This window comes from Mycobacterium sp. ACS1612, assembly GCF_001667505.1.
Taxonomy (GTDB): Bacteria; Actinomycetota; Actinomycetes; order Mycobacteriales; family Mycobacteriaceae; genus Mycobacterium.
The window spans coordinates 51,313-63,900 of sequence record NZ_LZHZ01000032.1 but is presented as its reverse complement, the minus strand read 5'-3'; the positions used below and the strand labels follow the sequence as shown (position 1 = coordinate 63,900).

15 protein-coding genes and 1 pseudogene are annotated in these 12,588 nt (G+C 66.7%); 14 read left to right on the top strand and 2 right to left on the bottom strand.

Annotation, left to right across the window (positions count from 1 at the left end; translation table 11 throughout):
• Positions 1 to 31: 31 nt before the first annotated feature.
• The 13 genes and pseudogenes from A5724_RS33725 to A5724_RS13490 all read left to right on the top strand — a co-directional run bounded on the left by A5724_RS33725 (position 32) and on the right by A5724_RS13490 (position 10,604).
• Positions 32 to 1,465 (top strand): NAD(P)/FAD-dependent oxidoreductase, encoded by a 1,434-nt coding sequence (locus A5724_RS33725; RefSeq protein WP_197518646.1) that lies wholly within the window; start codon positions 32 to 34, stop codon positions 1,463 to 1,465.
• Positions 1,462 to 1,784, top strand: a pseudogene (locus tag A5724_RS33720) (phosphoribosyltransferase). The gene A5724_RS33725 and the pseudogene A5724_RS33720 overlap by 4 nt, the downstream one beginning before the upstream one ends.
• Positions 1,781 to 2,380 (top strand): NAD(P)H:quinone oxidoreductase, encoded by a 600-nt coding sequence (wrbA, locus tag A5724_RS13540; RefSeq protein ID WP_067802201.1) that lies wholly within the window; start codon positions 1,781 to 1,783, stop codon positions 2,378 to 2,380. The pseudogene A5724_RS33720 and the gene wrbA overlap by 4 nt, the downstream one beginning before the upstream one ends.
• 140 nt (positions 2,381 to 2,520) lie before the next feature.
• Complete coding sequence (locus A5724_RS13535; RefSeq protein ID WP_369830635.1) at positions 2,521 to 3,660, top strand: polyprenyl synthetase family protein; 1,140 nt, start codon at positions 2,521 to 2,523, stop codon at positions 3,658 to 3,660.
• Entirely contained in the window at positions 3,660 to 5,168 is a 1,509-nt protein-coding gene (gene crtI, locus A5724_RS13530; protein WP_067802460.1) for a phytoene desaturase family protein, read from the top strand. The genes A5724_RS13535 and crtI overlap by 1 nt, the downstream gene beginning before the upstream one ends.
• Positions 5,165 to 6,121 carry a phytoene/squalene synthase family protein gene (locus A5724_RS13525; protein WP_067802198.1) on the top strand — a complete coding sequence of 319 codons (957 nt, stop codon included), beginning with the start codon at positions 5,165 to 5,167 and terminating at the stop codon, positions 6,119 to 6,121. The genes crtI and A5724_RS13525 overlap by 4 nt, the downstream gene beginning before the upstream one ends.
• A gap of 2 nt (positions 6,122 to 6,123) precedes the next feature.
• Entirely contained in the window at positions 6,124 to 6,468 is a 345-nt protein-coding gene (locus tag A5724_RS13520) for a lycopene cyclase domain-containing protein (protein WP_067802195.1), read from the top strand.
• Positions 6,465 to 6,794 carry a lycopene cyclase domain-containing protein gene (locus A5724_RS13515; protein ID WP_067802192.1) on the top strand — a complete coding sequence of 110 codons (330 nt, stop codon included), beginning with the start codon at positions 6,465 to 6,467 and terminating at the stop codon, positions 6,792 to 6,794. The genes A5724_RS13520 and A5724_RS13515 overlap by 4 nt, the downstream gene beginning before the upstream one ends.
• Positions 6,791 to 7,501: a class I SAM-dependent methyltransferase gene (locus A5724_RS13510; protein ID WP_067802189.1), complete on the top strand. Its 711-nt coding sequence runs from the start codon at positions 6,791 to 6,793 to the stop codon at positions 7,499 to 7,501. Before A5724_RS13515 ends, A5724_RS13510 begins: the two co-directional genes overlap by 4 nt.
• Complete coding sequence (locus A5724_RS13505) at positions 7,498 to 9,021, top strand: FAD-dependent oxidoreductase (protein ID WP_067802186.1); 1,524 nt, start codon at positions 7,498 to 7,500, stop codon at positions 9,019 to 9,021. The genes A5724_RS13510 and A5724_RS13505 overlap by 4 nt, the downstream gene beginning before the upstream one ends.
• Complete coding sequence (locus A5724_RS13500; protein ID WP_067802183.1) at positions 9,018 to 10,025, top strand: DUF5914 domain-containing protein; 1,008 nt, start codon at positions 9,018 to 9,020, stop codon at positions 10,023 to 10,025. The genes A5724_RS13505 and A5724_RS13500 overlap by 4 nt, the downstream gene beginning before the upstream one ends.
• A 32-nt stretch (positions 10,026 to 10,057) precedes the next feature.
• Positions 10,058 to 10,270 (top strand): DUF2945 domain-containing protein, encoded by a 213-nt coding sequence (locus A5724_RS13495; protein ID WP_067802180.1) that lies wholly within the window; start codon positions 10,058 to 10,060, stop codon positions 10,268 to 10,270.
• A gap of 4 nt (positions 10,271 to 10,274) precedes the next feature.
• Positions 10,275 to 10,604, top strand: a complete 330-nt coding sequence (locus tag A5724_RS13490; RefSeq protein ID WP_067802178.1) for a DUF3140 domain-containing protein — start codon at positions 10,275 to 10,277, stop codon at positions 10,602 to 10,604.
• On the opposite strand, the gene idi is transcribed toward A5724_RS13490, so the two are convergent.
• Positions 10,546 to 11,136 (bottom strand): isopentenyl-diphosphate Delta-isomerase, encoded by a 591-nt coding sequence (gene idi / locus A5724_RS13485; RefSeq protein ID WP_232004816.1) that lies wholly within the window; start codon positions 11,134 to 11,136, stop codon positions 10,546 to 10,548. The genes A5724_RS13490 and idi overlap by 59 nt on opposite strands.
• A 41-nt stretch (positions 11,137 to 11,177) precedes the next feature.
• On the bottom strand, positions 11,178 to 12,050 hold the full coding sequence (locus A5724_RS13480; RefSeq protein WP_067802176.1) for a MerR family transcriptional regulator: 873 nt from the start codon (positions 12,048 to 12,050) through the stop codon (positions 11,178 to 11,180).
• A gap of 101 nt (positions 12,051 to 12,151) precedes the next feature.
• On the opposite strand from A5724_RS13480, the gene A5724_RS13475 reads away from it, so the two are divergent.
• Positions 12,152 to 12,580 (top strand): hypothetical protein, encoded by a 429-nt coding sequence (locus A5724_RS13475; protein ID WP_067802172.1) that lies wholly within the window; start codon positions 12,152 to 12,154, stop codon positions 12,578 to 12,580.
• Positions 12,581 to 12,588 lie beyond the last annotated feature (8 nt).

The following is a 12,588-nucleotide window of genomic DNA, read 5'->3' as shown; positions in this document are numbered from 1 at the left end:
TTCACAGAGCGTAGTGGGCTTCAATACTGAGGTGGACGTCACCGTCGTCGGTAGTGGCCCCAACGGCCTGGCGGCCGCTGTCATCTGCGCAAGGGCCGGGCTGTCAGTGCAGGTCTTCGAGGCGCAACCCACCCTTGGCGGCGGCGCGCGCACCCTGGCCGATCCGGAGTTCTCCGGGGTGGCGCACGACATCTGTTCGGCGGTGCATCCGCTGGCGCTGGCCTCACCGTTTCTCGCCGAGTTCGACCTGCCTGCCCGCGGCGTGACATTGAAGGTCCCGGAAGTGGCGTATGCGAACCCGCTGCCCGGCCAACCGTCCGCCGTCGGCTACCACGACCTGGACCGCACCTGCGCGGAGCTCACCGACGGCGAGTCGTGGCGTCGCCTGCTCGGCCCGCTCGTCCAACGCGACGACGCGGTGCTCAAAGTGCTGCTCGGCGACAAGCGTTCGATTCCGACCACCGATCTGATCGCCGCGTTCGCGGTTGCTCGACGGCTGCTCGAGCAGGGCACTCCAGCCTGGCGGGCACTGAGCGGAGTCGACGCCCGGGCTTTGTTCACCGGTGTTGCAGCACATACCATTTCGCAGATGCCGTCGCTGGTTTCCGCCGGTGCGGGACTGATGCTGGCCACCTTGGCACACACTGTCGGCTGGCCGATACCCGTTGGCGGCAGCCAAGCCATCCCCGACGCGCTGATCGCGGATCTGAAGGCGCACGGCGGTACGGTGACGTCCGGTCAGGAGATCACCGAACCCCCTTCAGGAGTCGCGCTTTTCGACACCGCACCCACCGCGCTGCTGTCGATCTACCGCGACCGGTTGCCCACCCGCTATGCAAAGGCCCTGCGGCGCTACCGCTTCGGGCCCGGTGTCGCGAAGGTCGATTTCGTGCTGTCCGACGAAATCCCCTGGACCGAACCACGACTGGCCGACGCCCCGACGCTGCACATGGGTGGCACGCGCGAGCAGATGGCGCATGCCGAGCGGGAAGCCGCCGCGGGTCGTCATCCGGAATGGCCGATGGTGCTTGCGGCGTTGCCGCATCTCGCCGACACGAGCCGCATCGACGCCGAAGGCAGACGCCCGCTGTGGACCTACGCGCACGTGCCTTCGGGTTCTCCGATCGACCAGCGGGAGACCGTGACAAGAATTTTCGAGCGGTTCGCGCCCGGTTTCCGGGACATCGTGGTGGCGGTCCGATCGGTACCCGCATCGCGGTTGGCCGACCACAACGCCAACCTCGTCGGCGGCGACATCGGCGTCGGCGGCAACACGTTGTTCCACGCGTTCACAGGTCCGACACCACGGCTGAACCCGTGGAGCACACCGATCCCGAAGGTGTACTTGTGCTCCTCGGCCACACCGCCCGGCGGCGGGGTACACGGGATGGCTGGTTACTATGCTGCGCGCAGCGTGTTGCGCCGCGAATTCGGCATCAAAGAGCTGCCAAGGCTGTCACCGTGACCCCGCGCGAGGCGTTGACGTGGGAGCAATTCGGCACAGCTGCAAGGCAATTGGCTTCCGATGTCGCCGCAGACGGATTCACACCCGATCTGATTCTCGCGATCGCGCGCGGGTGCTGATCGCCGACGATGTCGCCGACACCGGCGAGACGTTGCGGTTGGTGCGCGATTTCTGCACCGCACACGTCGCCGAGGCCCGGTGCGCGGTGGTGTACCAGAAGCCGCATTCGACAGTTGACTGTGAGTACGTCTGGCGTCGTACCGATCGGTGGATCGACTTCCCCTGGTCCGCCCCGAACCTGCCTAGGGTGGTGTCGTGACCAAACTCGCCGTGATCTACTACTCCGCCACCGGGCATGGCACCACGATGGCGCGGCGCGTCGCGGCGGCCGCCGAGGCCGCAGGCGCCGAGGTGCGCATCAGACCGGTCGCCGAAACGCGTGAACCCGCGTCATTCGCGCACAACCCCGCGTGGACGGCGAACTACGAGGCCACCAGGGACCTCCCGCATGCAACTGGCGACGACATCGTCTGGGCCGACGCGGTGATCTTCGGATCGCCGACGCGATTCGGTTCGGTGTCGTCGCAATTGCGCGACTTTCTCGACTCGCTCGGCGGCCTGTGGTCGCAGGGCCAGCTTGCGGACAAGGTGTACGCCGCGTTCACGTCGACCAACACCGCGCACGGCGGGCAGGAGACCACGCTGCTCACGCTCTACATCACGCTGATGCACTTCGGCGGCATCATCGTGCCGCCCGGATACACCGATGCGCTGAAGTTCGTCGACGGCAATCCCTACGGCGTCAGCCTCACGGCGGGCCACGACAACATCAGCGAATTCGACGAGGCCACCACCAACGCGCTGGACCACCTAGCTACCCGCGTCGTCACGGTCGCCGGGCGCCTCGCCCGCTAACAGCACCCGACACCCCCGCATCCGCCATTTTCGATGCACAATCGATGCATCGATACGCGCAAGAGTGGGTATAACACCCACAGCCCGATTGGTTCGCCGGAAGGCGGGTAGATCAACCGCGGGGTGTCAAAGGAGGCTCGTTGGGCGGCAATGATGGTTCCACGCGGGGTGAGGTGCTCGACTTTGCACCGACAGCACCGTGGCAAGAAGCCCATCTAGGAAGCAACGCCGCGGACTGGCGGGATCGGCTGCGTGCCGATGTGCTGGCGTCAGTCGCGGATTTCGTCGCAACTCGGTGCGCCACCGAGCTGGGCCAGGCGGGCATTGACGTCGCCGTGGACGTGCTGCAGGAGTTCGTCGGAGGGGGCAAGTGCCTGCGGTCGACATTCGCTTATCTCGGCTGGTTGTGCGGCGCGGCGGATGACGAGGCGGCGCTGCAGGCAGCCGCGAGCTTCGAGTTGTTGCACGCTTTCGCCTTGTTGCAAGACGACGTGATGGACGGTTCCACCATGCGTCGCGGCCGACCGGCTGCCCATATCGCGTTCGCACAGTGGCACCAGCAGCGCGGGTTACCGGGATCCCCGGCACGATTCGGCGAATCGGCGGCCGTGCTACTCGGCGATCTGTGCCTGGTCTGGGCGGAGCAGATGCTTCGAGAGAGCGGACTCGGTCAGGACGCGCTGGCGCGGGTGTGGCCGCACTACGACGCGATGCGCACCGAGCTTGCGGTCGGCCAGTTCGCCGACCTCACCAATCACAGCAGTGTCTTTCCGACACTCGCGCACGTTTTCGACGTGGCGCGCCGCAAATCGGGCAACTACACCGTTCGCCGCCCGCTGGAGATCGGCGCGGTGCTGTCGGGCTGCGGATCGGCCATCGTGACCCTGCTCGGCCACTACGGTGAAGCGGTCGGCGAGGCGTTCCAACTGCGCGACGACGTGCTGGGCGTGTTCGGCGTGTCGACGGTCACCGGCAAGCCGGCGGGCGGAGACCTCACCGAACAGAAGGCCACCAGCGTCGTGGTCGCCGCCCACCACCTCGCCGACGCAACCACTCGTCGTCAACTCTGCGAACTGATGAGCGCCGAAGCGCTCGACGAGAACGACGTGCGGCGGTGGAGGTCACTGATCGCGTCGTCCGGCGCGCTGGAATGGGTTGAGCAGCAGATCGATTCGCGTATCGACCGGGCACTGGACTGGATCGATACCCGACAGATCGACGTGGCGGTGCGGGCGGCGCTGGCCGATATGGCCACGACGTGCGCCGAGCGGGCAGCCTGATGCGCACCGTCGGGGGCAACACCGACCGGGTGGTGGTCGTCGGAGCGGGATTGTCCGGCTTGTCGGCCGCGCTGCACCTCGCGGGCCGCGGACGCGCCGTCACCATCGTCGAACGCCACCCCTCTCCGGGCGGCAGGGTCGGCCGTCTCGACATCGACGGCTACCGCCTCGACACCGGCCCCACCGTGCTGACGATGCCCGACATCATCGACGACACATTCGCCGCGGTCGGCGAGTCCACCTCGGACCGGCTCGCGTTGATGCCGGTCGAACCCGCGTACCACGCGTCATTCGCCGACGGCAGCGCGTTGAACGTGCACGCCGACCGCGACGCCATGGCCGCAGAGATCGAACGCTTCGCCGGAAGGCAGCAGGCCGACGGCTATCTGCGGCTGCGCTCGTGGCTGGCCCGGTTGTACCGGACCGAGTTCGACGGGTTCATCGCGGCCAACTTCGACTCACCGCTGTCGTTGCTCACCCCGCAGTTGGCCAGGCTGGCGGCCATCGGCGCGTTCAGGCGGTGGGAGCGGATGGTGCGACGGTTCATCACCGACGAACGACTGCTGCGGGTGTTCACGTTCCAAGCGCTCTACGCCGGTGTGCCGCCGCAGCGGGCACTGGCGGTGTACGCCGTGATCGCATACATGGACACCGTCGCAGGCGTGTACTTCCCGCGCGGCGGCGTGCGAGCGCTTCCCGATGCGCTGGCTGGCGCGGCGTCCGACGCAGGGGTTGACATCCATTACGGCACAATGGTTTCCGCCTTGGAGCACAGCCAGGGAAGAGTCAGCGCAGTGTGCACCGATACGGGCGAGCGGATACCCGCCGATGCGGTCGTGCTGACCACCGAACTGCCCCAGACATATCGCATGCTTGGTCGGGTGCCGCGGCGCGTGCTACCGCTGCGGCCCGCGCCCTCGGCGGTCGTCGCCCACGTCGGCTGTCGTGCCACCGGTGCCGACATCGGGCACCACACCATCGTTTTCGGCGATGCATGGCAGCAGACGTTCCGCGACATCATCGACGACGGACGGGTGATGGGTGATCCGTCGTTGTTGGTCACCAGGCCCACCGCGGGCGACCCGAGCCTCGCGCCTGCGGGCCGCGACCTGCTCTATATCCTGGCGCCGGCGCCCAATACCACTGTGGGAACAGTGGATTGGGGTGCGACCGGCGCGGCGTACGCGGAGCAGATCATCGACGTCGCCGCCCGCAGACTGCCACAGTTGGGCGTCGATGCCGAACTGCTGCATGTCGTCGACCCGGCAGGGTGGGCGCGGCAAGGCATGGCGGCCGGCACCCCGTTCGCGCTGGCACACACGTTCGGCCAGACCGGACCGTTCCGGCCCGCCAACACCATCCGTGGCATCGACAACGTGGTGCTCGCGGGTTCTTCGACGGTCCCCGGTGTAGGGGTGCCGACAGCTCTCATCTCCGGGCGGCTGGCTGCCGACCGAATCACCGGCGTCGTCAGTGGCCGCCGGCCAGCACAGGTGGTTAGAAAATGATCAGTTCCGAACTCGATGCCGCGGGAGTCCGCGATCCGGCACTGCGCGACGCCTATCGGCGCTGTCGCACCCTCAACGCTGAACACGGTCGCACCTTCTTCCTCGCGACGAGATTGCTTGCGCCGCATCAACGTCCGGCGGTGCACGCACTGTACGGATTCGCCAGGCGGGCGGACGACATCCTCGACGACCTCGACCCGTCGGTGCCGGTCGCCGAGCGGGCGGACCGGCTTCAGCAGCTCACCACCCAGCTGTTCAATCGGCTGGTGCAGGACGACACCACCGACGGCGACCCCGCGCTTGCCGCAGTCGTACACACGGCCCACAGATACGACATACCGTGGGGACTGTTCGATGATTTCCTCGCCTCGATGCGGATGGATCTGACGGTGACCGACTACCCTGACCGCGACGCGTTGAACCGGTACATGTACGGCTCGGCGGAAGTGATCGGACTGCAGATGCTTCCCGTCCTCGGCACCGTCTGCCCGCGCGAGGAAGCCGCACCGTACGCCGCGGCGCTCGGCAAGGCCTTCCAGCTCACCAACTTCCTGCGCGATGTCGACGAAGACCTGGTGCGCGGGCGCGTCTATCTGCCCGCCGACGAGCTGGCCGCCCATCAGGTCGACCGCGACGTGTTGATGTGGTGCCACTGGAATCAACGCACCGACCAGCGGGTCCGGGTGGCGCTGGCAGAGCAGCACGCCGAAACGCGACGCATCTACGACTTCGCGAAGAAGGGCATTCCGCTGCTGGCCCGCCGCTCGCGGCCCTGCATCGCGGCGGCGTTGACGCTGTACTCGGAGATCCTCGAGCGCATCGAAGAGCTTGATTTCGCCGTCTTCAACCATCGGGCCACCGTGGGCACCGGCAGGCGAATCCAGGTGGCCGCCAACGGATTGGCCAAGGCGTGGACGGCTGGCCTCCTGGCACCAAAGGCAGCAGGATTGTAGCGATGGACAATTGGCAGTACCTGCTCGTGTTGGCGACCTGTCTGGCGATAACGGCTCCGCTGGAGTTCTTCGGTCAAGGCGTCTACCGCAGGCCGCGGCGCGTCGCCGGCGCCGTCCTACCGGTTGCGGCGATCTTCGTGCTGTGGGACGCGGTGGCGATCGCGGCGCACGTCTGGACGTACAACCCGCGCTACGTCACCGGCATCGAATTACCCGGCGCCCTCCCGATCGAGGAACTCCTGTTCTTCGTGGTGATACCGCTGTGCGGGTTGCTCACCTACAACGCGGTCGAGACGATCCTGTGCTGGGCTCGGCGCAGCGAGCGACTGGAAGAACACGTCCCGTGACCGCCCTGGGTTACACGCTGCCCGCTGTGCTGGCGGTCATCGTGGTGTGCGTCATCGAGTTCGCCCTACTGCGTACCGGATTGTTCCGTCGCGCGGGCTACTGGATCTCGATGGCGATCGTGTTCGGCTTCCAGATCCTCGTTGACGGGTGGCTGACCAAACTGTCCGCACCGATCGTCATCTACGACGACCGCCACACCAGTGGACTTCGGTTTCCGCTCGACATCCCGGTCGAGGATTTCCTGTTCGGGTGGGCGATGGTCACCGCGGTGCTGCTGCTCTGGGAGCACCAGCGCAGACGTCAGACGAAGAAGGACGCCCGATGAGTCTCACCCACCGCGATGTGCCCGACGCGTTCGACGCAGGCGCAGCAAGCTACGACAAACTGGTCGGCGCCAACCCCGGCTACCATGCGCACCTTCGGATCTCCGCACAGCGGATGGAAATACCGAACGGCGGCCGCGGGTTACGCCTGCTCGACGCCGGTTGCGGCACCGGCGCTTCTACTGCCGCGCTGCTGGCGGCGGCGCCGCACGCGCAGATCGTCGCGGTCGATGGTTCGGCGGGCATGCTCGCTCAGGCGAGGTCCAAGAAGTGGCCCGAGTCGGTGCGTTTCGTGCACAGTCGCATCGAACACCTCACCGACGCCGGCGTCGTCGGCCCGTTCGACGGCATCTTCGCCGCCTACCTGATCCGCAACATCGGCGACCGCGACGCGCAGTTGCGGTCCTTCGGTTCGCTGCTGCAGCCCGGCGCCACGCTGGGCATCCACGAGTACTCGGTGCGCGATTCGCGCGTCGCCACCGCGATATGGAACGCGGTGTGCGCCGCGATCATCATCCCGAGCGGACGACTGCGCACCGGCGACGCCGCGCTCTACCGATACCTGCGCCGCAGCGTCAACGAGTTCGACGGCGCATCCGCGTTCCGGAACCGGTTGCGGAACAACGGATTCGTCAACGTGCGCAGCGCGTCGATGCCCGGCTGGCAACGCAACATCGTGCACACCTTCCTCGCGGAAGCGCCGCGATGACCGACCCCCGCCGGGTGACCCACCGAACCCACCGTGGACGCCCCGATGCGGCTGGGCTGGCACCCACGCCGCGCGTGGTCGTTGTCGGCGCGGGCATCGCCGGGCTCGCGGCGGCGACCGGATTGGCCGAACGCGGTGTCACGGTCGAGGTCATCGAGCGCGAAACCTATCTCGGCGGCCGGGTCGGCGGCTGGCCCGAACCGCTGTCCGACGGCACGTCCGGCGCGATGAACCGTGGATTTCACGCGTTCTTCCGGCAGTACTACAACCTGCGTTCACTGCTGCGCCGTGTCGATCCCGCACTGCAGATGCTGACCCCCGTCGACGACTACCCGTTGATCGACGCGCACGGCAGGCGCGACACGTTTCGCGGTCTGCCGCAGACACCCCCGTTCAATGCGCTCGCTTTTGCCTTGCGCAGTCCGACCTTTCGGCTCAGGGACATGGCGCGTCTCAACGCCCGTGCCGCCGCGCCGCTGGCCGCGGTCTCGGTGCCCGACACCTACCACCGGCTCGACCATCAGGACGCCGAGTCGTTCCTGCGCGACATCAACTTCCCCGAAGCCGCCCGCCATCTCGCCTTCGAGGTGTTCTCCCGCAGCTTCTTCGCCGAACCCCGCGAATTGTCCGCGGCCGAACTCGCGACGATGTTCCACATCTATTTCCTCGGTTCCAGCGAGGGCCTGGTGTTCGATGTCGCGAACGACAACTTCGACGTCGCGCTGTGGAACCCGCTGCGGGGCTATCTGGGTAGTCTTGGCGTGCAATTCCATACCGGCGAATCGGTGACGGCGGTCGGTGCAGGCAACCGGTTGTCGGTGCGGTCCGATTCCGGGCAGACCTACGACGCGGACGGCGTCGTGCTGGCGACCGATACGACGGCCCTGCAACGCATCGTCGAGCAGTCACCGGCCCTCGGAGACGAGGCATGGCGGCGACAGGTCGCTGACCTGCGAACCGCCGCACCGTTCGTCGTGCACCGACTGTGGCTCGACAGCGCGGTGCGTCATGACCGGCCTGCGTTCCTCGGCACGGGTGGGCGACCGCCGTTGGACAACGTCAGCGTGCTGGAACGCTACGAGCGGCAGGCCGCGGAATGGGTCAGCCGCACGGGTGGCTCTGTCATCGAACTGCATTCCTATGCGGCGACGTCGAGCGAGGGTCACGGCGAACGGCTGCTGGACCGGCTGCACGAGATCTACCCGGAGACGCGCGCGGCGAAGATCGTGGATGAAAAGGTGCTGTGCCGCAACGACTGTCCCCGCTTCGCACCGGGCGACTTCGCGAACCGTCCACGCGTCGTCACCCCGCAGGACGGCCTGGTGCTGGCCGGAGACGGCATCCGGATCGATCTGCCCGTGGCGCTGATGGAACGGGCAGCGACCACGGGGTGGACCGCGGCCAACGAACTGCTGCAGCGGTTCGGGGTGACGGGTCACGACATCCAGACGGTGCCGGTGCGGGGTCGGTCCGCCACGCTGCGCCGCCTGGCCGGCCGGGAAAGGCGAGTGCTGCAATGAAAATCGTCGACAAGTTCGCGCAACGGTGGGCGAAGACATCCCCGTTCGAGCTGTTGCCACGGACGCAGTGGTCGCAGCAGCGGCCAACGTATCGCGACGCCCAACCCGCCGTCATCACGGCGGCTTTAGAGCGGTCGCAGCGACGGCCGAGCGGCAATTGGTACGCGGTGGCCGACAGCGACAGCATCCGGAGCCGCCCCGTCAGCCTTCGCGTCGCGGGCAAGGACCTGGCGGCGTGGCGCGGCGAAGACGGCGCGTTACACGTCGGCCCCGGCGAATGTCCGCATCTCGGCGCCGATCTCAGCACGGGCAAGATCGACTGCGGCGCGCTGATCTGCCCGTGGCACGGACTGCGGCTCGACGGTAGCCGCCAATTCGGCTGGCGGCCTCAACCGTCGCACGACGACGGGGTACTGGCATGGGTACGGCTCGACGACGTCGGCGGCGAGCAGCCCACCGAAATCCCGGTGGTGCCCGCGCGGCCCGATGGCAATCGCATCAACGCCGTGACACGTCTGGTCGGCACATGCGAACCGCGCGACATCATCGCCAACCGATTGGACCCCTGGCACGGATCGTGGTTCCACCCATACTCCTTCACGCGACTGGAGGTGCTCAGTAGCCCACCGGCGAGTGACGATCTGCCCGAGGAATCCGACCGCTTCCTGGTGGCCGTCACGTTCCGGATCGGCAAACTGGGCATCCCGGTCATCGCCGAATTCACCAGCCCCGAACCACGCACGATCGTCATGCGGATCATCGACGGCGAAGGGTCGGGCAGTGTGGTGGAAACCCATGCCACTCCCCTGGGCCCTGGCGCCGACGGGCTGCCGAGAGCGGCGGTACTCGAGGCGGTGATCGCACATTCGGACAGACCAAGATTCGCGCACGCCCTGCGCGGCGCGGCGTTGATCACGCCTCTGATGCGGCGCGCGGCCGGCAGATTATGGCGCGACGATCTCGAATACGCCGAGCGGCTTTTCCATCTGCGTACTCGTTCGTGAATCGTTTCCGCATCACTGGGTATCCCGCCACCATGACCGAGAACCTCAAGAAGGGCGACAAGGTGCAGTGGCGCAGCCACGGCAGCACTGTCACCGGAACCGTCGAAGAGAAGATCACCTCTGACACCGAAAGCGCCGGTCGCTCGGTGCGTGCATCCAAGGACGAACCGCAGTTCCGCGTCCGCAGCGACAAGAGCGGTCGCGACGCCGTGCACAAACCCGACGCGCTACGGCGAGCGAAGTAGGGAAATGTCCGACGACAAGGCGACCACGTACAACGACTTCAACGACGTCGTGAATATGACCGCGGCGGAACTCGAAAAGTGGCTGGATACTGAGGAATCCAAGAAGGTTGGGCAGAAATCCGGTGGTGACGAATCGACCGGTCACGCCAGCGGTCGACGCATCATCGAACTTTTGAGGTCGAAGAAGTCCGATCTATCCGACGACGACTATTCGCACATGCGTAAAGTCGTCGGATACGCGCATCGTCACCTGGCGCAACGGCCGTCCGGTGACGTCAAAGAGTCGGCTTGGCGTTATTCGCTGATGAACTGGGGCCACGATCCGTGTAAGTGAACGGCTCCAGCAGCGGAATCTGCTGTACCGCCCACGGACTGATGGCCCACGGCAATCCAGCAGCCGAACGCAGGTCATCCCACACCACCCAGCGGTGCTCCATCACCTCGTCGGGCACCGGCCGGACAGGGCCGTCCGCCTGTGCACGGAACACCGGGCATATCTCGTTCTCCACGGTGCCGTCGGCGGCGATCGCCCGGTACCGGAAGTCCGGCAAAACGCACTCCACAGACTGCAGTGAAAGTCCGAGTTCCTGCAGAGCGCGTCGATGCACCGCGTCCGCGACGCTCTCGCCCGGCGACGGATGCCCGCAGAACGAATTCGTCCATACTCCGGGCCATGTCCGCTTGCCGAGCGCGCGGCGCGTCAACAGCACACGCCCGTCACGGTCGAACACGTAACACGAAAACGCCAGATGCAGTGGGGTGTTCCGGTGGTGGACGGCGGTTTTGGCGGCGGCGCCGATCGCCCGCCCGTCCTCGTCCACCAACACCACCTGCTCGTCCTGGGTGCGCACAGTCGTCACAGACACGATGCAGTTATACCCATTCAATCGACGCGTACTCGATGCGATCAGGGTTGTTCCGTCAGGTGGTCAACCGCGGCAGCCAGGCTGTTGACCCGCACCGCCTGTTTGGGCAGTCTCGCGGACGTCCAACCGGGTCCGCCCACCAGCACTCGGGCGCCTGCTCCGAGGACGGCCTTCACTGTTGCCATGTCCGCGGTTTGCGGCGTGTGCGACCACAGCATCACCGTCACCGCCTCGCTATGGCGCTCGACGGCGTCGATAAGTGCCGCGCTCGGCACGTCAGCGCCGAGCATCAGCGCACCGCGACCGTGATCGCCGAGCGCGGCGCGCAACGCTTCGAGCGCCAGTGTGTGGGTTTCGTGCTCGACGCACGCCAAGATGATCGTCGGGGCGTTGTCGGCGACGATGGGCAGCCGCTGCAGTGACCGCGAAACCGTCCACGACAACGCGTGTTCGACATCGATGCACCCGTCGCCTTCGGATTGCCGCGCTTCGATGGCGGCGAATGCGGGCCGGACCAACTGCTCCCACGCTTCGACCACCCCGAAGTGACGCAGGTAGCGGTCCAACTGTCGGCCCGCGGCCACGACATCGAGGTTGAAGGCGGAGGTGATCAACGACGCCGCGTCCGGCCCGGCGGGCACCACCGCGTCCAGCGCCGCGCGTGCCGCGCTGCCGGGATTCGCGCCCGCATCGATCATTTCGCGCATGCGCTCGACGACCGCGATGTCGGCTTCGCTGTAGAGCCGGTGCCTGCCGGGACTGTGACCAGGAGGGCCGACACCGTAACGCAGATTCCAACTGCGCAGCGTCGGTACGGGAACACCGACACGGTCGGCCACCGCACCGACGGTGTACCGGGGCAGCTCCGCATCGTCGTGCGGGCGGCCGCCCTTGCGTCTGGATTTCTGGCTCACTGACTCCTCAACTCCGACAGGATAAATCCCAGGGACCGCCCTGTGACCATCCAATGCACGATCGATGCAATATTTTCTTCGGAGGGGGTACCCCTGACCGCATGAGTGCATCCGTAGATGACAAGCACAGCCGTCCCGACGGGTTGGACGATGCCACGGTCGAGGCGGTGGGAAAGGTATCCGAGGCCCTCGAATGGGTCGAGCGGGCACGCGGTGAGCTGTATTCCTTCCACCAGTTGATGGGCCGCGCGGACCTACTGCTCGGGGACGCATGCGATCTGCTGCGCGACGCCGGACACCAGGACGTCGCGGATCGGCTTGAGGAGGACGTGGTCGGCCGAAACGTGGTCTACGGGCGCTGGACGTTTCAGATCGTCGAGGATTTCGACGACAATTACTGGTCGGTGTTCCGCGATCACGAGCGCCGGGTGCGCGACGAGTTACAGCAGGGCCGCAGGCACATCTTCGAGGCGGAAATGAAGGAGCGGCGCCGCAGCCACGGTAAAGCTGGCCACGAGCGCCGCCCCTGATTGCGGCC